Below are 20758 nucleotides of genomic sequence, written 5' to 3'. Positions count from 1 at the left end.
CACCCATGCCCCGGCCCGGCCGTCCCACTCAGTGGTATGGACCAATGGCAGGCCGCCGCGCGGAGCTGTGTATCTTCGTTGCGACACGTGAGGATCGGGGGGAGAGGTGCCGAGAATCGCCGAGGTGCGGGCGCCGGCGGAGCCCAGCTCGCCGGAACAACGCGCCCGGCACCTGCGCATCCTGCGGGCCGCCGCGCGGCTGGGGTCGGAGAAGGGCCTCGAGCGCGTCCAGATGCACGAGGTGGCCAAGGAGGCCGGGGTGGCGATCGCCACGCTGTACCGGTACTTCCCCTCGAAGATCCACCTGTTCACGGCCGTGATGGCCGAGCAGATCGACCGGTTCGACGAGAGCGTCCCGCGCCCGAAGCCGGGCACCGCGCCGGAGGACGCCGTCGCCGACGTGCTCGTGCTGGCCAGCAGGCAGTTGCTGAGCCGTCCGACGCTGGCGACGGCGATGCTGCAGTGCGCGAACTCGGCCAACGCCGCCGCGGTGGCCGACGCCGGCCGCATCGACATGAAGTTCCGGCGGATCGTCCTGCGGACGCTCGGCATCGCCGAACCCACCGTCGTGGACGTCACGCTGATCCGGCTCCTCATGCAGTGCTGGTACGGCGTGCTGCAGTCGGGCCTGAACGGCCGGGTGTCGGTCCCCGACACGGAAAGCGACATCCGGATCGCCTGCCGGCTGCTGCTCGCGCCCCGCTCGAACGCCGCCGCCCGCACTCACTAGCATTCCTTCCGTGGCTGCGGAGATCGTCGCGTTCCTGGTGATCCTGAGCGTCTTCGCGGCGTTCGGGCTCGGTTCGGTGGTGCTCGCGGCGCGATCGGCCCCGTGGGATCGCCGTACGCTCGTGCGCCGGCGTCCTGCGGTCTGGGTCGCACTCGGCGGCGCACTGGCCGCGACGGGCCACGCCGCCGGTGCCCGGGCGGCCTGCCGTGCGGGACTCGGCGCGGCCGTCGCCGGTGCTGCCCGCCGCTGAAACCAGTATGTATTCCGGAAACCGGCTGAGCGGAAGACCGCTGAGCGGGACAGGACCATTGTCTGTCACAGAAACGATTTCTAGTCTCTCCTCATGGCACCGAACGTGGCATCCCTGTTCGAGTCAGGAGGACCGATGGCCGCGACCGTCACTGGGACCGTCACTGGGGCTGTCACTGGGGCCGTCATCGTCGACGCGGTGCGCACACCGGTCGGCAAGCGCAACGGCGCCCTGGCCGGGCTTCATCCGGCCGAGCTGCTCGGCGTGGTGCACCGGGGCCTGATCGAGCGCAACGGCCTCGCCCCCGAGGTGATCGAGCAGGTGATCGGCGGCTGCGTCACTCAGGCGGGGGAGCAGGCCAACAACGTCACCCGTCAGGCATGGCTGCACGCCGGCCTGCCGTACGGCACGGCCTGCACGTCGATCGACTGCGCGTGCGGGTCCGGCCAGCAGGCGGTCCACCTGGTGGCCGGACTGATCGCGGCGGGCGCGATCGACGCCGGCATCGGGTGCGGCGTCGAGGCGATGAGCCGGGTCTTTCTCGGCGCGGCGATCACCCCGGAGGCGGGCAGCCCCTTCCCGCCGTCGTGGTCGCTGGACATGCCCGACCAGTTCACGGCGGCGGAACGGATCGCGCGGCGGCGCGGCATCACCCGCGCGGACGCCGACGCGCTCGGCCTGCGCTCCCAGCGGCGCGCCGCCAAAGCGTGGGCGGAGGGCAGGTTCGAGGGACAGGTCCTCGCGGTCGAGGCGCCCGTGACGGGACCCGAGGGCCCGACGGGGGAGACCGCCGTCGTCACCAGGGACCAGGGGCTGCGCGAGACCAGCGGGGAAGCGCTGGCGAGGTTGCGGCCGGTGCTGCCGGGAGGCGTCCACACCGCGGGCAACTCCTCCCAGATCAGCGACGGCGCGGCCGGCGTGCTGCTGATGAGCGCCGGCAGGGCGCGCGATCTCGGCCTGCGACCGCGGGCGCGCATCGTCGCCTCCTGCATGGTCGGCTCCGATCCCTACTACCACCTCGACGGCCCGATCGAGGCGACCCGGCACGTGCTGAAGAAGGCGGGCATGAAGCTGTCCGACGTCGACCTCGTCGAGATCAACGAGGCGTTCGCCTCGGTCGTGCTCTCCTGGGCGCGGGAGCTCGACGCCGACTTGGACAAGGTCAACGTGAACGGCGGCGCGATCGCGCTCGGCCACGCCGTCGGCTCCACCGGCTCCCGCCTGATCACGCAGGCGATGTGCGAGCTGGAGCGCACCGGCGGCTCGACCGCCCTGGTCACCATGTGCGCGGGCGGCGCGCACGCCGCGGCCACCGTCGTCGAACGGATCTGAGGAAGCGGCCGATCGGGCCGACCGGCGAGCGGCGCCAGCGGCCCCGCTGACCCGGCCGTCGCCTGCCGGCGGGTATTGACGGGGGGTCAGTCAACAGTAAAGATACTTTACTGAGAGCGCTCTCAGGCTCATCTCCGCACCCCCCAGAGGAGCCGAGGCATGCACATGTCGTTCCGGCTGTGGCGGCGGGCACTGCTCGCCGTCGTGTTGCTGGCCCAGGCGGTCGTACTCGCCGCCGGGCAGCGGGCGGCGGACGCCGCCGTCGCGCAGTTGCCCTTCACAATCACCAACAACTCCGGCCGCGCCGACGCGACGTACGTCTACGTCGTCGCCCGGAACTCGGCCACCGGCCGGCAGGGATACGTGGACGCCTCCGGAACGTGGCGCGCGTACTCCTTCCCCTCGTCGATCCCCAACGGGCCCGTCCCGGCGCCGGACATCTCGATCCCCGGGCCGGGCAACGGCGCCAGCGTGACTATCACGCTGCCGCCGAACCTGTCCGGCGGCCGCGTCTATGTGTCGATGGGCGCAAAACTGCGGTTCTTCCTGACCACGAACGGCCTGGTCGAACCGGCGCCCTGGGCCGACAGCGACCCCAACGCCGGCATCCTCTACGACTGGACGGAGTTCGCGCGGACGAGCAACGGCGGCACCGGCATCTTCATCAACTCGACGACGGTCGACATGTTCAGCGTCCCGGTGACGGTCAGCGTCACCGACGCCTCCGGCAGCACCCAGACACAGGGCATCCCCGGCGACCGCACCGGCATTCTCAACGCGTTCGCCGCCCTGGGATCGCCGTGGTCGGGCCTGACGACGACGCGGGCCTCCGACGGCCTCCCGCTGCGCGTGCTCGCGCCCGTGCACGCGATCGCCAAGGGCCTGTTCCCCGCGACGTACCTCGACTCCTACGTGAGCGCGGTGTGGTCCTACTACGCGACGCACGCGCTGACCGTGCAGACATCGCTGGGCACCTTCACCGGGACGACCAACGGCACGAACTGGACGTTCAGGAACACGTCCGGCGCCGTCATCGGCACGCTCACCAAACCGGCCACGAGCGACGTCTTCGCCTGCTCCGGGGGCATGCAACCACCGAACCAGCCCGACCAGGCGGCCATCCTCGCGGTCGGCGCGCGGGTGTGCGCCGCGCTCAACCGCGCGACGCTGTCGACCTCCGGCCGGGCCATGTACGACACCCAGCCGACGACCGACGCGGCGAAGTTCTACGGGCAGCCGGCGTCGAACCTGTTCAGCAAGACGATTCACGCCAACTCGCTGAACGGCCTGGCCTACGGCTTCTCCTATGACGACGTCGGCGGGTTCGCCCCGGTGATCGACCAGCCCAACCCGTCGTCGGCCGGCATGACGATCGGGAGTTTCGGCGGGGGCCCGGGCGGCCCGGGCGGCACGAACATCGTCGGTCCCGGCGGCAAGTGCGTCGACGTCGCGGGCGACGACACCGGAGGCAACGGCGCGCCGGTGCAACTGTGGGACTGTCAGTCCTACGCGAAGGACCAGCGCTGGACCTGGAGCGGGCAGACGCTGCGCACCCTCGGCCGCTGCCTCGACGTGCAGTCGGGCGGCACCGCCAACGGCACCCCGTTGCAGCTGTACGACTGCAACAACACGGGCGCGCAGAACTGGGTGCGGCTGTCCGACGGGTCGATCCGCAACCCCCAGTCGGGCCGGTGCGTCGACGCCCCCGGCGGCGCCACCGGGAACGGCACCCGCCTGCAGATCTACGACTGCAACGGCACCGCCGCCCAGCGTTTCGCCGTTCAGTGAACACGACGCGGTGACGATCGGGCCCGGCGGTGCGTCTGCCGCCGGGCCGCCCGTCTCACGACTCGCGGCGGGAACGGGTGGTGGCGAAGGCGCCGCTCGCGAGGATCACGGCGCAGCCCGCCAGTTGCAGGAGGGAGGGGCGCTCGCCGAGGACGGCCCAGCCGAGGACGAGGGCCCCGACGGGCGTGAGCAGCAGCAGGATCGCCCCGACGTGGCTCGCGAGATGGGGAGCGGCGACGGCGACGAGGAGCCAGCCGAGCACCTGCCCGAAGACCGCGACCAGGGCCAGCCAGCCGACGGCCGTCCAGCCCGGGGCCAGATCGACGCCCTGCCAAAGGGCGCCCGCGACCAGGGACGTGACGGCGGCGGCGACGGTCACCCACAGATAGGACCGCACCGCCCGCCCGTCCTGCCCTCCCCGCCGCAGCAGGAACAGGAAGCCCGAGTAGCACACGGCCGCGAGCACGGCGTGAACGGTCCCGAGGAGCGGCCGGCTCCCACCGGCGCCGCCCTCGGCCACACCGCTCGCCAGGACCACGCCGAGCAGAAGGGAGGGCAGGGACACGACGAACCGGCGGGGCGGCGGCTCGTGATCCACCAGCAGGGCGAGCAGCGGCACCATCACCACCTGAACGTTGACGAGCACGGTGGAGAGCCCGGCGCCGACCTCACCGATCGCCGCCGTCCACAACAGCATGTCGCCGGCGAACAGAACGCCCGCGGCCAGGGTGACGACCCGCCACCGCGCCGGCGCCGCGTTCTCCCGCCCGTTCTCCCGTCCGTTCTCCCGCCCGTTCTCCCGTCCGCGCTCCAGCGCCGCGAGGGGAACCAGTGCGGGCAGGGCCAGCAGGCAGCGGTAGAACGAGGCCGTCCCCGGTGAGGTGCCCGACAGGTGGATGAGCACGGCCGAGGCCGACACGAACAGCGCCCCCAGCGCCATCGACACGGACGGGTGGCCCGCGGCCCGGCCGGTCACGTCCGCGGTCCGGTTCTCGCTCACTCGCGTCATGGGCGTCCCCCGCTGTCGGCGTGATCGGCCTGGCTACCCGAGCTACCCCCCGTCGCAGGGCCCATGCCTCGGGGACGACGGGCGCGCAGGCGTCGCAAGAGCCCTGAATGCCGAACTATGGCTATTGTCGCGAAGTGGGAATTAAGTGAGGCTTGAGCCGCTCATGTCATTTGTCTGGCGGCCTCTGTTGCGGCGGTCCGAAAACGGTTCCCATTATGAGAATTGCGCCGTTGAAGAGTACGATGACGATTCCCCCGTCATTCTCGGAGACGCCGTTGGCAGTGGATGCGGAGCCTCGCCCCCGCATGCGGCTTGGGCGGCAGGTCTTTCTCTGGCTGGCGTTGGGAATATGTAGCGCGCTGGTCACAGGAGTCGGGCTCTGGTGGAGCCTCGGGACGCCGCCGTGGTCGGGCCGGTCAGGGCTGCCGTCGGCGGACAAGCTCGAGTTGACCAGGGTGGCTCTTACCGTGGTGGGCGGGGTCGGCGGTGTGATCGCGCTGGTGGTGGCCTACCGGAAGCAGTGGCTCAATGAGCGCGCGGAGCTCCGGGAGCAGACCAGGCTCAACGTCGAGCGCCTGGCCAAGGCCGCGGAGCAGCTCGGGGCCGACGCTCCGGCCGTCCGCCTCGCCGGCGTGTACGCCCTGGCGTCGCTCGCCGACGACTGGCCGCGGGGGCGCCAGAACTGCATCGACGTCCTGTGCGCCTACCTGCGCCTCTATTACATTCCCGACCCGCCGGACGCGCTGCCGGAACGGAGGGCGTGGCACGGTGAACGGCAATTGAGGCATTCGATCACCCGCATCATCTCCGCCCGGCTGCGGGAAGGTGCCGGGCCTTCCTGGCAGGGGCACGATTTCGATTTCACCGGCGCCGTCTTCGACGGCGGGGAGTTCGAGGACGCGCGATTCACCGCCGGCAGGGTGAGCTTCCGCAACGCCCAGTTCCGTTCCGGAGTGGTGTCGTTCCGCGGAACCGTGTTCGCCGGTGCGGTGGTCTCCTTCCAGGACGCCCGGTTCGCGGACTGCATGGTCAGCTTCGAGGGGGCACACGTCACGGCGGGGGCGGTGAACTTCGACGACGCCGAGTTCGAGAGCGGTGAAGTCAGCTTCACCGATGCGCGGTTCACCGGGGGAGCGCTCTCGTTCAACGCCATCTTCTGCGGTTGCCTGGTGGCCTTCACCGGAGCGGCCTTCCGCGGAAGCGACATCACGTTCGCCGGTGCCCGCTTCCGGGACGGGCAGGTCGACCTGCGCGACGTCGCTGACTACCGGACGCCTCCGCTTCTGGACGGGCAGCGCACCCAGGACGTGTTCCTGCCACCCGGTTCACCCGCATAGGAGGTGCTTATGGCGGGGATGAGCCCTGGCCACCATCGTGAGCCGTTCCCCGATCCGGCTGATGCGCGGACGCTCAAGGAGTTCGGCACGGCTCTGCGGCGTATGCGCGAACGCTGCGCGAAGCTCGCCGTCGACAGGATGCGCGACCCGGGGTCGCGTGATTGCTGGAAGGAACTGCGCCGTGAATTCATTCAGGCAGTGGAGTGCGGATTCCATCAAGCGGAGTCCGACGACGACGTCCACGACTTTCTCAGCTGTTTCATCCGAGCGTGCCTGCGCGGCAGGCCGGAAGCGGAGGTGACGGCCGAAGTGGTGAGATGGCAGAACGCCTGGAGACAGCTGTCGCGGCTTCCCGCGCCGGACGCACCGCCCGGTGTGCCTCACGAGGTTCCGGCGCCTGCGACGCGGCACTTCGTCGGACGCGTTCACGAGCTGTCAGAGCTTGACACGCTCATCTCCACCAGTGGGGACGACACCACCTCGGTCGCCCTGGTCGGCGCCGCAGGGGTCGGGAAGACCACACTGGCCCTCTACTGGGCCGCCCACAGCGCGGGTTGGTTCCCCAGCGGGCAGATTTACGTGAACCTGCGGGGCTTCGGCGACATCGAGGAGCGGCTCAGCCCCGCCCTCGCGCTGCGTAACATCCTGAGCAGCCTCAACGTGCCCGACGAGGAGATCCCCACCTCGCTCGACTCCCTCGAAGCGAGGTTCCGGACCGAGATATCCGACCGCCGGCTCCTTCTGCTGCTCGACAACGCCTACGACGCCGAGCAGGTCCGCCCCCTTCTGCCCGGCAGCGGTCCGTGCCGCACGCTGATCACCAGCCGGCGGTTCCTGGGCGGGCTGGGCGTGCTGACCGTCCCGGTCCGCCACCTCACTGACGACGAGGCGGCCGGCCTGCTGAAACGGACCGTGGGGGAGGACCGGCTCAGGGCCGAGCCCGGCTCCCTGGCACGGGTGGTGACATTGTGCGCCGGGCTGCCGCTGGCGTTGTCGATCGTGGCGGAGGGACTGGTCGCGCGTCCGAACACCCTGGTGGCCGACGCGGTGGACGAACTGGAGCCCGAGGACGAGCGGCTGGGTACCCTCGCGCTCCACGACCGCGCCGATATCCGGCGGGTACTGCGCTGGTCCTACCAGTCGCTCGGCGCCGAGCAGGCGGCACTCTTCCGGCACCTCGGGTTGCACGAGGGACCCGAGATCGGTGCCGAGGCGGCGGCGACCCTGGCCGGACGGCCGGTCCCGGCGACGCGCCGGCTGATGCGCGAACTGGTCGACGTGCATCTGGTGGAGCAGTTGCCGGCCGGCCGCTACCGCCTCCACGACCTGGTGCGGCTGTACGCGCGTGAGTGCGCGGAGGAGATCGAGCCTCGCGAACGGGAAGAGGCGGTCCGTCGCGTCCTCGAGTGGTATCTCGCGGGAGCCGATGCGGCCGACCGGGTGTTCGCCCCCGAGCGTCGCCGGGTGCCGCTGAGCATGCGAACCGGTGTCGCTTTCCCCGGCTTCCCCGACACCAGGGCCGCCTTCGCCTGGTGCGACCGTGAGGCCGACAACCTGATCCGTGCCACAGGCCAGGCCGCCCGTCTCGGCATGGACGACCTCGCCTGGCAACTCGCCGCCGCCTCCGGTGAGTACTACTACCTGCGCAACCGCTGTCCGGACCTGCTGCAGATCCACCGGCTCGCCGCGGCCTCGTCCCGGAACGCCGGGGGCGTCGCCGACGGGTGGATCCTCAACAACCTCGGCCTCGCCTGCCAGGAGGTGGGGCTGCTGGAGGAGGCGCTCGAACACTGTGCGGCCGCCGCGTCGGCCAACCGGAGGGAGGGCGACAGGTTCGGTGAGGGAATCGCCCTGAACAATCTCGGTCTCACGTACCTGGAACTGCACCGGTGGGAGGATGCCGAGACCACTGTGGGCGAGGCCCTCCGCGTGTTCCGTGAGATCGGCAGCGAATGGGGGATCGCGCACGCGCTGCGGAACCTCGGCCGGGTCGAACTGGGACGCGGCCGCTGGAGTGAAGCCACGGAGATCCTCGAGAAGGCGGCCGACCTCCACCTGGCGATCGGCAACCGGGCCGTACAGGGCTGGGCGTTGTACGAGTCGGGGTTGGGGCAGGCCTCGGCCGGTGCATGGGACGCCGCCGTCGGACGGTTCGAGCAGTCGCTGGCGGTTCACGAGGAAGCCGGCGACCGTCTCGCCGCGGCGATGGCCCTCGACGGGCTGGGCGGCGCGCTGCAGGCACTCGGCCGGCACGACGAGGCGCTCCACCGTTGGGAACAGGCGCTGGTCGTCTTCGACGCGCTCGGCCACCCGCGGGCCGCCGAAGTCAGGTCGAAGCTGATACGGCAACCCGGGTAGCCACGCGGAGGGCCCGAAGGATTCCTCCCGATCAGCGGGATTCGCCGGATCGCCGGCGGGTCCCGCTGACTAACGTCTGGACAGCGTGAAGACCGGAGTGGAGGATCCCCCATTGACTCGACAAGCGCCCAGGACGGCTCCGGACGTGCTCGCCCCGGCGAAGCCCGGGCCCGTGACCCTGCGCAACCGCATCAAGGCGGCCACCTGCGAAGGGCTGAGCCGCGAGAGCCTGGTGACCGACGAGCTCGTCGTCACCGCCTTCGGCGGCGTGCACGCGGTGCTGCGGGTCATGGTCGCCACCCGGGGCCTCGGCCTTCCACGGACTGGTCGCCGATGAGCGATTACGAGAGGTTCGCCGGGCGGGAGATCGTCCCGCTGTGGGAGGGGCCCGACCCGGTGAACGTGCCGATGATCCGGCACTGGGCCGAGGCGATGGGCGACCGCAACCCCGTCTACCTGGACGACGCCGCCGCCCGCGCGACCGGCCGTCCCGGGATCGTCGCGCCCGCGTCGATGACGCAGGCGTGGACGATGCGGGGATACGCCGCGACCGTTGCGGACACCGTTGCGGGCACTGTTGCGGGCACTGTTGCGGGCACCGTTGCGGATACTGGGGCGGCCCCGGGCGCGGAGGAGCTGCACGCGCTGCTCGAAAAGGACGGCTACACCTCGGTGGTGGCGACCGACTCGGAGTTCGAGTTCCACCGGGAGCTGGTGGTCGGCGACCGCGTGAGCGTCCGGGAGGTCGTGGAGTCGATCTCCCCGGACAAGAGCACCGCGCTGGGCGTCGGGCGGTTCGTGACCACGGTCCGCACCTACACCGACCAGGACGGTGAGGTCGTCGCCGTGCAGCGCTGGCGTCTGCTGTGGTTCCGCCCGAAGGCTTCTTCTCCGGAAAAGCCGGCCCCGAAGGCGCTGCGGCCGCGGCCGGCGATCAACCGGGACAACGCGTTCTGGTTCGAGGCGGCACGTGAGCACCGGCTGGTGATCCAGCGCTGCGCCGGGTGCGCGACGCTGCGCCACCCGCCCGGCCCGTGCTGTCCGCACTGCGGCTCGTTCGAATGGGACGCCGCCGAGGCGTCCGGCCGCGGGCAGGTCTACAGCTTCGTGGTCAACCATCACCCCCGCCACCCGGCGTTCGAGTATCCGCTGATCGTCGCGGTCGTGGAGCTCGATGAGGGCACGCGGCTCGTCACCGATCTGGTCGGCGTGGAACCCGGAGAGGCCGAGATCGGCATGCCCGTCGTCCTCGACTGGCTGGACGCCGACCCCGACCTGTCACTTCCGGTGTTCCGCCCGCAGGAGGACGACCGATGGACATGACAAGCCGGACGTACGAGGAGGTGGCGGTGGGGGAGGAGTTGCCCGTGCTGCCGATCCCGCTGACCCGCACGCTCATCGTGGCGACCGCTGTCGCGAGCCGCGACTACCAGGACGTCCACCACGACCCCGGCCTCGCGGTCGAGCGCGGGTCGAAGGACATCTTCATGAACATCCTCACCACCAACGGCCTGGTCGACCGGTACGTCACCGAATGGGCGGGCCCGGCCGCCGTCGTCACGGCCATCAGGATCAGGCTCGGAGTGCCCAACTATCCCGGCGACACGATGACGCTGACCGGCACGGTCACCGCCAAGCACGACGAGGACCACCGGGTCGAGATCGCCGTACGCGGCGAGAACGGCCTGGGCGCCCACGTCACCGGCACCGCCGTCGTCCGGCTCAAGGAGGCGACATGACCCGTCTTTCCGGTGCGGCGGCGATCGCGGGCATTGGGGCCACCGAGTTCTCCAAGGACTCCGGCCGCAGCGAGCTCCGGCTCGCCTGCGAGGCGGTGCTCGCGGCCATCGCCGACGCGGGGCTGAAGCCGTCCGACGTGGACGGGATGGTGACGTTCACCGCCGACACCAACGCGGAGATCCACGTCGCCCGCGACACCGGCATGGGCGACCTGACGTTCTTCTCCCGCATCCCGCACGGCGGCGGCGCTGCCTGCGGCACGGTCCAGCAGGCGGCGATGGCTGTCGCGACCGGCGTCGCCGACGTGGTCGTGTGCTACCGGGCGTTCAACGAGCGGTCCGGGGTGCGCTACGGCCTCGGCCAGGCCGGCCAGCCGATGGGGACGGGAGCAGACAGCGCCGCCTACGCGTGGCTCACACCGTTCGGCCTGTCGACGCCCGCGCAGTGGGTGGCGATGTTCGCCCGCCGCTACATGCACGAGTACGGCGCGACGAGCGAGGACTTCGGCCGGGTGGCCGTGGTGGACCGCAGGCACGCCGCGACCAACCCGGCGGCCTGGTTCTACCAGCGGCCCATCACGCTGGCGGACCACCAGGCGTCGCGCTGGATCGCGGAGCCGCTGCACCTGCTGGACTGCTGCCAGGAGACCGACGGCGGGCAGGCACTGGTCGTGGTCTCGGCCGAGCGGGCGCGCGACCTGCCGCACCCGCCCGCCGTCATCCTCGGCGCGGCCCAGGGCTCCGGCGACGACCAGCACATGATGACCAGCTACTACCGTCCCCGCATCACCGGCATCCCCGAGATGGGACTGGTCGGGCGGCAGCTGTACGCGCAGAGCGGCCTCGGCCCCGCCGACATGGACGCGGCGATCCTGTACGACCACTTCACCCCGCTGGTGCTGCCGCAACTGGAGGAGCTGGGCTTCTGCGCCCCCGGCGAGGCGAAGGACTTCATCGCCGAAGGCAACCTGGAACTCGGCGGGCGGCTGCCGTTCAACACGCACGGCGGGCAGCTCGGCGAGGCGTACCTGCACGGCATGAACGGCATCGCCGAGGCCGTCCGCCTGGTGCGGGGCACCAGCGTCAACCAGCCGGAAGGAGTGCGCAACGTGATCGTGACCGCGGGCACCGGGGTGCCCACCAGCGGTCTCGTCCTCGGAACGGATCGGTGAACGCCGGAGAGCGGCCGGTCGCTGTCCGCGCCCGGGTGCGGCGGATTCGGCGGAGAGCGTCGCCGAGGCCGGACGAAGCGGTTTCCAGGTTGTCAAAATCCAGGTGGAGCGTTCGAAGACCCCTTCCGCCACGTGCGCGGATCGGCCGGTGACCCCGTCGCGCCGCATTGGGCCGAGACGAACGGCACGGGGAGATCTTGACCCGGCCTGAGGCGGTACCTAGCCTTCCATGGGAGCGTTCCCACGGCCTCCCAGCACCACGGCCGCCCGGCACCACGTTCCTCCGCGGACCGGCATTTGCTGATTCAGACGTGCAGTCGAAGGAGAGTCATGCGGCTTTCGGTGGACTTCGCGGCCAACCGCTCCGGAACGGCGGATCTCGCCTGGGGACAGCGGGCCATCTGGAGAGCCATCGACGGTGTGGGGCAGGACGACGCGCACTACTTCAACGTGCCCCGGTTGCTCGACGTCCCGCGCGCGGGCGGCCCGCGCAGTCCCGGCGACGTGGCGGCCGCCCTGGCCGAGGTGGTGGGCCGGCACGACGCCCTGCGATCCCTCGTACGGCTCGGCGCGGACGGGCCGTACCAGGTGGTGAAGGCGACAGGCACTCTGCCGATCGAGCTGGTGGACGCCGCACGCGGCGACGCGGACGACGCCGCGGCGGAACTCGTCGCCCGCCTGGCCGGGCGCTCCTTCGCCGACGGTGAGCAGCCGCTGCGCGCCGGATTCGTGGTCTGCGACGGCGCCGTCACGCAGGTGGTGCTCGTGATCAGTCATGTCGTCGCGGACTGGCGCGCGGCCGACGTCGTGGTGCGCGACCTGCGGATGCTGCTGCTGCGCGGCGCGATCGCGCGACCGCCGTCGTCGCAGTTGCTCGACCTGGTCCGGGAGGAGAAGGCGGCGTCGGCCCGTTCGGACCGGGCCATCGCGCAGTGGGAGACGCTCCTGCGGACCGTGCCGTCCAGCATGTTCCCGAAGGCGGTCGCGGCGGGCTCGACGCCGAGGTACGCGCGGGCCGTGTTGTCGTCGCCCCGGCTCAACCACGCCGCGCAGGTGCTCGCCCGCCGCGCCGGCGTCAGCACCGCCACGGTCCTGCTGGTGGCGGTCACCATGCAGCTACGCGAGCTGACCGGGCACGAGGTGTGCGCGATCACCCCGATCGTGCACAACCGCTTCGACGACCGGACCCGAGACCTGGTCACCAGCCTGAACCAGCTGGGACTGTTCACCCTGGGGCCGTGCGGAAGCTTCGCCGAGACCCTCGTGAGCGCCTATCCGGCGGTTCTCGCGTCGTACCGGCGCGCCCGCTTCGACACGCTGGCCTTCGACGCGATGGTCGACCGAGTGAGCGCCGACCGGGGCGTGTCCGTGTTCCCGTCGTGCTGCTTCAACGACCTGCGCCCCGGAGAGGATCCGGGCAGCGCCGGCGACGTCGACGGGGAGTCCGAGCTGGAATGGCTCCCCGGCACGGACCAGCGCAGCTGCCACTTCTGCCTGGCGCTGATGCGCTGGAAGGGCACGCTCGGCGTGGAGCTGAGCGCCGACACCACCCGCCTGCCCAAGGGTGAGATGGCCGCCCTGCTGCACCGGCTGGAGTCCTTCGTGGTCGGCGCGGCTCGGCCGCTCTCCTAGAAGGGTTCGACTCCTAGGAGGGTTCAACGCAGGGCAGCTCGACCGCGAGGGTGAGGCCGCCCTCCTCACGCGGGGTGGCGGTGACCACGCCGTCGTGAGCGTAGGCGACGGCCCGCACGATCGACAGCCCGAGGCCGCTGCCGCGCTCGGAGCGCAGCCGGTCGCCGTGCAGCCGCCGGAACGGCTCGAAGATCGTCTCGATCTCGTACGGAGGCACCGGCAGGCCGGTGTTGGCCACCACCAGTTCCACCCGGTCGGCCCTGCGCCGGGTCGACACCCACACCTCGCCGCCGGGGTGGTTGTGCCGGATCGCGTTCTCCACGAGGTTCTGCACCAGCCGCTCCACCAGCACCGGCTCGCCCGCCGTCGGCGCGGGGTCGAGCAGCCGGTGCACGGCCACCTGAGCCGCCTCCGCCTCCTCGGCGGCGGCGTCGAGCACGTGCTCGGCCACGTCGGTAAGGTCGAAGGGCCGCCGGTCGAGCACCTTCTGCTCGCCCTCGGCCAGGGCCAGCAAACCGTCGATCAGGCGTTCGTGCCGGGCGTTGACCAGCAAGAGCGACTCACCGAGCCGTTTGACGTCCTCGCCCGCGTCGGCGCGGCGGACCGCCACGTCCACGAGTGTGCGGTTGATGGTCAGCGGAGTGCGGAGCTCGTGCGAGGCGTTGGCGACGAAGCGCCGCTGGCCGTCGAACGAGCGGGCGAGGCGGCCCAGCACGGTGTCCACGATGTCGGCCAGCTCCTTGACCTCGTCGTCCGGGCCGTCGTGCGCGATGCGCTCGGTCAGGTCGTGGCTCTGCGCGATCCGCCGCGCGCTCGCCGTCACCGACCGTATCGGCCGCAGCGTCCATCGGGCTTCACGCCAGCCGAGCAGCGCCGCGAGCCCGGCCCCGGGGAGGAGGGCGATCGCACCCACGACGAGCACGTTCTTGACCGTCTCGGCCTGGTAGACCCGCCTGACCTGCTCGGCCCGTTCCTGGGCGACCGAGTACCCGATTGTGTACGGAGGGTAGATTCCGTTCGAAACGCGCATGTACGCGGGCCGCCCCAGCCCGGCGCGGGGCTCCAGGGTCTGCCGTACGACGAAGGCGACGACCCCGATCAGGACGGCGCCGGCGAGGAGGAAGACGGCGCCGCAGGCGAGCGCGAACCGCAGCCGCAGGTTCTTCGTCATGGGATGCGATACCCCGCTCCCGTGACCGTCTCGATGACCGGCGGATCGCCGATCTTGCGGCGCAGCTTCATCATCGTCGTGCGCACGGTGTTGGTGAACGGGTCGATGTGCTCGTCCCACACCTTCTCCAGCAGCGTCTCGCTGGAGACCACCGCGCCGTCCGCGCGCAGCAGCTCGGCCAGCACTCCGAACTCCTTGCGGGCGAGCGGGACGTATCGCCCATCGCGGAAGGCCTGCCGGTGCGCCCAGTCGAGCCGGATGCCCGCCCGCTCCAGGATCGGCGGGTCCGCCGGCCGCACCCGGCGGCCGAGCGCGTGCACCCGCGCCACCAGTTCCTCGAACGCGAACGGCTTGGGCAGGTAGTCGTCGGCGCCCAGCGACAGCCCCTCCACCCGGGAGCGCACGTCGGCCGCGGCGGTCAGCATGAGCACGCGCACCTGCGCGGCCTCGGTCACCACCGCCCGGCACACGTCGTCGCCATGCGTTCCCGGCAGGTCCCGGTCGAGGATGAGCACGTCGTAGTCGTTCACACGTACGCGCTCCAGCGCCGCGTCGCCGTCGTAGGCGACGTCCACCGCGAGCGCCTCCTCCCGCAGGCCCTCGGCGATCGAGTCGGCGAGCATCCGCTCGTCTTCCGCGACCAGCACCCGCATCGAAGCCCCCTTCACCCGTCGAAACCGCCCCAGGCTGCCAGGAGTGGCATAACCAGGACGTAACCGAATCAGGTGACGGCGAGTTTATCGATCTTTCGCTGGAGTGTCCGGGCGTCGCCGGGGAGCCGCCCCGGCCCGGACCCGGGGGATCGTCCATGCTCACCTCGACACCCGCCCTACGGACGGCGCCGCTCGGGCGCGCCCGCGCGAAACGGGTGCTGACCAGGGGACACGGCCTGTTCGCCGCCGTGCTCGCCGTGGCGGCGGCCCTGCGCGTGCTCGTCATGCTGGGGTACGACACCGCGCAGCTCTACTGGTACGACTCGTTCACCTATCTTGACAACGCCGTCCATCTGAAGCCCGGCGGGGCGTTCCACCCCGCCGGATACTCCTTCTTCCTGCGGCTTTTGTGGCCGGTCCACAGCGTCGAACTGGTAGCCGGCGCGCAGCACGCCATGGGCCTGGGCATTGCCGTGATGATCTACGCGTTGCTGCGCCGCCACCGGTTGCCCGGATGGGGGGCCACCCTGGCCACGCTGCCCGTGCTGTTCGACCCGGCGTTCGTCCGGCTCGAGCACGCCGTGCTCTCCGACACCCAACTGATCTTCCTCGTCGTCGCCGCGCTGACCGTCGTCATGTGGCGGGCGAAGCCGTCCGTACGGTCGGCCGTCTTCGCGGGGGCGCTGCTCGCGCTGGCCGGGCTCACCCGGACCGCCGCGGTGCCGCTGCTCGGCCTGGTCCTGCTGTATCTGGTCGTGCGCCGGGCCGGGGTGCGCCAGGTGGCCGCGCTCGCCCTCGCGGGGGCGTTGCCGCTGGCGGCCTACGCGGGCTGGTATCAGGCCCATCATGGACGTTTCGCACTCAGCGGCTCCGACGGGGTGGCGCTCTGGGCGCGGACGATGACGTTCGCCGACTGCTCGGTCATCAGGCCGCCGGCCGACGAGGCCAGGCTGTGCCCGAACGGCACCGTCGTGGACGCCGCGTCCGAGTACGTGTGGGCACCCGGCGCCTCACTCAATCTGCTGCCCGGCGACCGGTTCTCCCACAACGACCTGGCCCGCCGGTTCGCGCTGCACGCCATCGAGGCGCAGCCGCTCGACTACCTGCGCGAGGTGGCGCACGACGCCTCGCTGGCCTTCGCGGTCACCCTTGTGCGGCACCCCGCACGCATGCGTCCCGCGCTGTCGTTTCCCGTCGGCTCCTGGCCGCTTTCCTCCTTCCCGCTCATCGACAAGGTGCGGGCCGAATACGACCCCGCCATCCGCGGCATGTCTTCGGTCGAGCCGTACGCGTCTGTCCTCGGCGTCTACCGCTACCCGGGCCTGCTGCACGGGCCGCTGTTCGGTGTGGCCCTGCTGCTGGGCGGGATCGGCGCGATCGGCCGGCGGCGCGCGGCGCTGCTGCCGTGGGCGGCGGCCGCCTTCCTGTTCCTCGGCCCGATCGCCGCGCTCGACTTCGACCACCGCTACGTGCTGCCCGCCGTCCCGGTGGCCTGCGCCGCCGCAGCCCTGGGCCTGCGGGATCTGGCCGCGTCCGGCCAGCTCCGTTCGCTCCGTTCGCTCGGTTCTGGCCGGGCGGCCGGCTGACATGACCCTCGCCCGGCCGGCCGCGAAGGCCCCGGACTCCGGGCACGGGATCGCGGCGGACAGCGCGATCGGCGAGAGGCCGCGACGGCAGCCACGCGAGCGCGACTGTGTCATCACAGCCACCGGGCTCGTGGCGCGCGGCGTCACTGCATCCGCAGTCGCCTGGCATGAGCCGGTTGGTAGGTGAAGGCCCAGCGGTCTTTGCCGGTTGCGTGGCGGGTGTAGCGCTCGGGGTGCTGGTAGCGGTCGCGGTTGTGGAACTGGCAGGCCGGGCCGAGCAGCTTCAGGTCCGTGAGCCCGCCGGTGCTCCAGTTGTCGGCGTGGTCGATCTGGCAGAGGGTGGCGGGCAGGGGGCAGCCGTCGATCCAGCAGGTGGCGTAGCGGGTGAAGACCGCCCGGCGTTGGGCCGGGGTGGCGAGTCTGACTTTGCGGCCCATGTCGAGGACCTGTCCGTCGGCGTTCATGACCAGGCGTACCAGGGTGGAGGTGCGGGCAAGGCGGTGCACGCCGGAGACCGGCAGCACCTGCCCCGTGGCCAGCAGCAACCCCGGCGCCCTCCCCAGCAACGCCCCCGGCCATGTTTTTGCCCCCGGATCCAGCCCTGTCGCCGGCCCTTGCTCCGCCGAGTCTGCCCCCGGCCCTGGCACCGGCCCTGCGCCCGGCTTATGAGGGCCCGGCTTATGAGGGCCCGGGTCATGGGAGCCCGGGTCATGGGAGCCCGGGTCGTGGGAGTGCTGCCCGCCGCGCACGTCGCCGTGGGCGTCGGGTGTGCCCAACCCATGCCGGGATCCCCCCGCAGGCCCAGGCCCGGCGTGGGCGTGACGGGCAGAAGCGCCCCACGCAGGAGGATCCGGCGGTTGCCACTCATCCCAGCGCGACCTACCCGGCCGTGACTCGCTCTGCTGTGACTCACGCTGTCGTGACTCGCTCTGCTGTGACTCACGCTGTCGTGGCTTGCTCTGCTGGGGCTCGCTCGACCGCGCCTTCTCCGGCCGAGCCTCCTCCGACCGCGCCCCCTCCGGCTGCGTCCCCTCCGGCTGCGTCCCTCCCTGCTGCTTGCTCTCCGACTCGTTGCCCTCCGACTGTCCGAACCCGGCTGCGTCACCGAGGCCCGCAGCACCGGCACCCGGAGCGACCGCGTCCGTCCCTTGGGCCTCGCTCGACGCAGAGCACACGGCCTCCTCGGCGGGCTCCACGGACCCGGCCGACTCGATGAGCTCGGGGGCGGCCGACTCGGGGGCGGCGGGCTCGGGCTCTGCAAGCTCGGGGGCGGCAGGCTCGGTAGTCTCACTGCGATCGCAAAGGTCATCACCCCGGCCGACAGCGTCAACGACGTCAACGCCACCCGCCTCATTCGGGTCACGTACGTCATCCGAGCCATCCAAGCCAGCGGCGTCGCTGGTGCCGGTGTCCTCGGTGTCGGTGTCGGTGTCGGTGTCGGTGTCCTCGGGGTTCTCAATGTCCTCGGTGTCGCTGGCGCCGACGTCCTCCGTGTCACCGGCGTCGGTGGCGCCCCCGGGGTGCTTGGCCTCGTCGTCCTGGTCGTCCTGGTCGCCCTGGTCGCCCTGGTCGTGGACGGTGTCGGGGACGGGATCGTCGACCGGGTCAGGGGCGGTGTCGGTGACCGGGTCGGTGGGGAGGGACTCGGCGTTGACCAGTACCAGAAGCTCGGCGACGATCTTCTGCTCCAGCAACGCGATCAACGCATCGGCCTGGCGTACCCGCAGCGGCCGGTCATCACCCTCTGCCCGGGGCCGGGCATAGGCGTCCAGCAACGCCCGCAACCGGGCGGCCGCCTCACGAGGCAGATAAAACTCCCCCTCCAGCCCACCCCCCTTACCCGGACGAACCCGCAGAAACTGCCGCCCGTAATCGGCCCGCTCATCACGCTCGTCCCCATCAGGGTCCAGCACCGCCCGCAGATACCGGCCCGCCCTGGCCACCTCCGCCGGCCCCGCCCGGCCCGCCAACTCCAACAAAATCGGCTCAGCCAGCCCCACCTGCTCACCGGTCAGATGCTCGGTAGCCATACAGATGGCCTCCACCACCCCCGCCGACAACCCCCCGCCCGCAAACGCCTCCCGCACCCGCGGCAACCGCGCCAACTGCACGCCCAACGTCAGCAGCCGGCCCGCCCCCGCCACACTCAACCCACCCGCGGTACGCAACCAACTGCGGGTCGAGGCATGCCCATGCTGCCTAGCCTGCCCCGCCCGATGCACCCGCCCCACCCGATCCGCCAACGCCGACGTGATCCGATCCCGCACGAACATCAAGTCCTCGGCCTCGGCCAGGCAGACACCGGCATCGTCCGCAACCGGAGCCAACGCCAACGCCTGCGCCGACTCCCGCAACGAGGCCACCAACACCCACGACGACCGGACCCCCGACGAACGGCCCCGGCCCCGACCCGCACCACCACCGGCATCCCCGACAGACCCGGCAGACCCGGCACCAGCCGAACCAACCCCGGCACCATCGGCGGCAGCACCGAAACCACCCGAAGCAGCGCCAGCATCGGCACAAGCAGAACCCGCCGCACCACTGGAACCAGCCGCGGAAGCGGCCCCGGCAGTATCGGCTGAACGGGCGGTCAACCGATCCCACCAGTCGCCGTCGGCATTATCCGAACGATGAGAGTGGTCATGGTTCCGGTCGAACAGATCCATCATGCCCCCCATTCATTCGAAAGCCTGTACCAATTCTTTCCTTGCCAATACACCTCTGGCAACCGTGCAACGTGATTTGTTGGAGCTACAGGCATACGGGGAGAGCAGCGGAAACGCGCGCCAAACAAGGCGGGAAACGCGGCAGAAAACATCTCAAAGGCTGCTCGTGGGCTCATTGAGCGGTAAGCGGGGAATCGAGCACTCGTGCACCGGGTCGAAGTGTCTGGCTGACCGTGGCTCAGCTGACCGTGGCCCGGCCGCCGCCCCCGCGTCGCGGCCGGGGCGGAGTCTCACCAGGCCCAGGCCTCCGGGCCGGGGCCGCCGTTCCCGACGGGCGGGAACAGCTCCTCCAGCCGGGCCAGGGTCCCGGCCGACAGCTCGGTACGCAGCGCGGTCAGCGGCAGGTCGAGCTGCCCGGGCGAGCGCGGCCCGATGACCGGGGCGGTCACGCCGGGCCGTGACAGCAGCCAGGCGAGCGCGACCGTGGTGGGCTCCTCGCCGATCTCGGCGCACAGCTTCTCGTAGCCCTCGATCGCCGCCCGGTGCGGCTCGACCCGCTCCGGGGCGTGCAGCACGCTGCGGCCGCCCGCGCCCTCGCGCTGCTTGCGCAGCGCCCCGGACAGCGCGCCGAAGTGCAGCGGCGAGTAGGGCAGGATCCCGATGCCCAGCTCGATCGCCGCGGGCAGCACCTCCAGTTCGACGTGCCGGGTGAGCAGGTTGTACTTGCACTGTTCCGAGACCAGGCCGAGGAAGTTGCGCCGTTCGGCCGCCGCCTGCGCACGGGCGAGGTGCCAGCCGGCGAAGTTGGACGAACCGACGTACCGCACCTTGCCCTGGACGACCAGCGTTTCCATGGCCTGCCAGACCTCCTCCCAGGGGGTGTCCCGCTGCACGTGGTGCATCTGGTAGAGGTCGATCCAGTCGGTCCGCAGGCGGCGCAGCGACGCCTCGCAGGCCGCGATGATGTGGCGGGCCGAGAGCCCGCCGTCGTTCGGCCACTCGGTCATCGGGGCGTACACCTTCGTAGCCAGCACGATCCGGTCCCGGTGGCCCGCCCTGTCGAACCAGCGGCCGATGAACCGCTCGCTCAGGCCGTCGCCGGTCTCCCGGCCGTACATGTTCGCGGTGTCGACGAAGTTCACGCCTTCCTCGTACGCCCGGTCGAGGATCGCGTGGCTTTCGGTCTCGCCGATCTGCCAGCCGAAGTTCATCGTGCCCAGGCAGATGCGGCTGACGAGCAGGCCGGTCCGCCCCAGACGGGTGTATTCCATGCGCCGACCGTAGGAACCGGGGGCTGCTCTCCGCTAACCGTTCGAGCGTGCTCGAATGGAC

At 71.2% G+C, this 20758-nt stretch carries 17 protein-coding genes; 12 read left to right on the top strand and 5 right to left on the bottom strand.

The window, feature by feature from the left end:
- Positions 1–106: 106 nt before the first annotated feature.
- From ACQPZZ_RS21025 to ACQPZZ_RS21010, 4 genes are all read left to right on the top strand, one after another.
- Positions 107–730, top strand: a complete 624-nt coding sequence (locus tag ACQPZZ_RS21025; protein WP_432920741.1) for a TetR family transcriptional regulator — start codon at positions 107–109, stop codon at positions 728–730.
- Positions 731–740: 10 nt separating this feature from the next.
- Positions 741–980 (top strand): hypothetical protein, encoded by a 240-nt coding sequence (locus tag ACQPZZ_RS21020; RefSeq protein ID WP_432920738.1) that lies wholly within the window; start codon positions 741–743, stop codon positions 978–980.
- Positions 981–1115: 135 nt separating this feature from the next.
- Entirely contained in the window at positions 1116–2312 is a 1197-nt protein-coding gene (locus tag ACQPZZ_RS21015; RefSeq protein ID WP_432934472.1) for a steroid 3-ketoacyl-CoA thiolase, read from the top strand.
- A gap of 159 nt (positions 2313–2471) precedes the next feature.
- Positions 2472–4100 carry a beta-1,3-glucanase family protein gene (locus ACQPZZ_RS21010; protein WP_432920735.1) on the top strand — a complete coding sequence of 543 codons (1629 nt, stop codon included), beginning with the start codon at positions 2472–2474 and terminating at the stop codon, positions 4098–4100.
- A 55-nt stretch (positions 4101–4155) separates the two neighbouring features.
- Here ACQPZZ_RS21010 and ACQPZZ_RS21005 read toward each other — a convergent pair whose 3' ends face one another.
- A complete protein-coding gene (locus tag ACQPZZ_RS21005; protein WP_432920732.1) occupies positions 4156–5100 on the bottom strand; it encodes a DMT family transporter in 945 nt (314 codons plus the stop codon).
- 464 nt (positions 5101–5564) lie between these two features.
- On the opposite strand from ACQPZZ_RS21005, the gene ACQPZZ_RS21000 reads away from it, so the two are divergent.
- From ACQPZZ_RS21000 to ACQPZZ_RS20970, 7 genes are all read left to right on the top strand, one after another.
- Positions 5565–6446, top strand: coding sequence for a pentapeptide repeat-containing protein (locus tag ACQPZZ_RS21000; protein ID WP_432920729.1), 882 nt, complete (start codon positions 5565–5567; stop codon positions 6444–6446).
- Between the two features lie 9 nt (positions 6447–6455).
- Positions 6456–8804 (top strand): ATP-binding protein, encoded by a 2349-nt coding sequence (locus tag ACQPZZ_RS20995; protein WP_432920726.1) that lies wholly within the window; start codon positions 6456–6458, stop codon positions 8802–8804.
- A 112-nt stretch (positions 8805–8916) separates the two neighbouring features.
- Complete coding sequence (locus tag ACQPZZ_RS20990) at positions 8917–9141, top strand: hypothetical protein (protein ID WP_432920723.1); 225 nt, start codon at positions 8917–8919, stop codon at positions 9139–9141.
- On the top strand, positions 9138–10127 hold the full coding sequence (locus ACQPZZ_RS20985) for an FAS1-like dehydratase domain-containing protein (protein ID WP_432920720.1): 990 nt from the start codon (positions 9138–9140) through the stop codon (positions 10125–10127). The genes ACQPZZ_RS20990 and ACQPZZ_RS20985 overlap by 4 nt, the downstream gene beginning before the upstream one ends.
- Positions 10118–10543 (top strand): MaoC family dehydratase, encoded by a 426-nt coding sequence (locus tag ACQPZZ_RS20980; protein ID WP_432920717.1) that lies wholly within the window; start codon positions 10118–10120, stop codon positions 10541–10543. The genes ACQPZZ_RS20985 and ACQPZZ_RS20980 overlap by 10 nt, the downstream gene beginning before the upstream one ends.
- Complete coding sequence (locus tag ACQPZZ_RS20975; protein WP_432920714.1) at positions 10540–11715, top strand: lipid-transfer protein; 1176 nt, start codon at positions 10540–10542, stop codon at positions 11713–11715. The genes ACQPZZ_RS20980 and ACQPZZ_RS20975 overlap by 4 nt, the downstream gene beginning before the upstream one ends.
- A 330-nt stretch (positions 11716–12045) precedes the next feature.
- Positions 12046–13347: a condensation domain-containing protein gene (locus ACQPZZ_RS20970; RefSeq protein WP_432920711.1), complete on the top strand. Its 1302-nt coding sequence runs from the start codon at positions 12046–12048 to the stop codon at positions 13345–13347.
- A gap of 13 nt (positions 13348–13360) precedes the next feature.
- On the opposite strand, the gene ACQPZZ_RS20965 is transcribed toward ACQPZZ_RS20970, so the two are convergent.
- Together ACQPZZ_RS20965 and ACQPZZ_RS20960 are read right to left on the bottom strand one after the other, a co-directional pair.
- The gene (locus ACQPZZ_RS20965) at positions 13361–14518 is read right to left on the bottom strand and encodes a sensor histidine kinase (RefSeq protein WP_432920708.1); all 1158 of its coding nucleotides are present in this window, start codon (positions 14516–14518) and stop codon (positions 13361–13363) included.
- Entirely contained in the window at positions 14515–15171 is a 657-nt protein-coding gene (locus ACQPZZ_RS20960) for a response regulator transcription factor (RefSeq protein ID WP_363647144.1), read from the bottom strand. The genes ACQPZZ_RS20965 and ACQPZZ_RS20960 overlap by 4 nt, the downstream gene beginning before the upstream one ends.
- A 155-nt stretch (positions 15172–15326) precedes the next feature.
- Between ACQPZZ_RS20960 and ACQPZZ_RS20955 the strand changes: the two genes are divergently transcribed.
- Positions 15327–16757, top strand: coding sequence for a hypothetical protein (locus ACQPZZ_RS20955; protein WP_432920705.1), 1431 nt, complete (start codon positions 15327–15329; stop codon positions 16755–16757).
- 143 nt (positions 16758–16900) lie between these two features.
- On the opposite strand, the gene ACQPZZ_RS20950 is transcribed toward ACQPZZ_RS20955, so the two are convergent.
- Together ACQPZZ_RS20950 and ACQPZZ_RS20945 are read right to left on the bottom strand one after the other, a co-directional pair.
- Positions 16901–19426 (bottom strand): DUF222 domain-containing protein, encoded by a 2526-nt coding sequence (locus tag ACQPZZ_RS20950; RefSeq protein WP_432934470.1) that lies wholly within the window; start codon positions 19424–19426, stop codon positions 16901–16903.
- A 290-nt stretch (positions 19427–19716) separates the two neighbouring features.
- Entirely contained in the window at positions 19717–20697 is a 981-nt protein-coding gene (locus tag ACQPZZ_RS20945) for an aldo/keto reductase (RefSeq protein ID WP_432920702.1), read from the bottom strand.
- Between the last annotated feature and the right edge of the window lie 61 nt (positions 20698–20758).

Source organism: Microbispora sp. CA-135349, assembly GCF_050947365.1.
In the GTDB taxonomy this organism is placed as follows: domain Bacteria; phylum Actinomycetota; class Actinomycetes; order Streptosporangiales; family Streptosporangiaceae; genus Microbispora.
The sequence above is the reverse complement of the archived record's forward strand: the minus strand, read 5'-3'. Positions and strand labels throughout refer to the sequence as shown.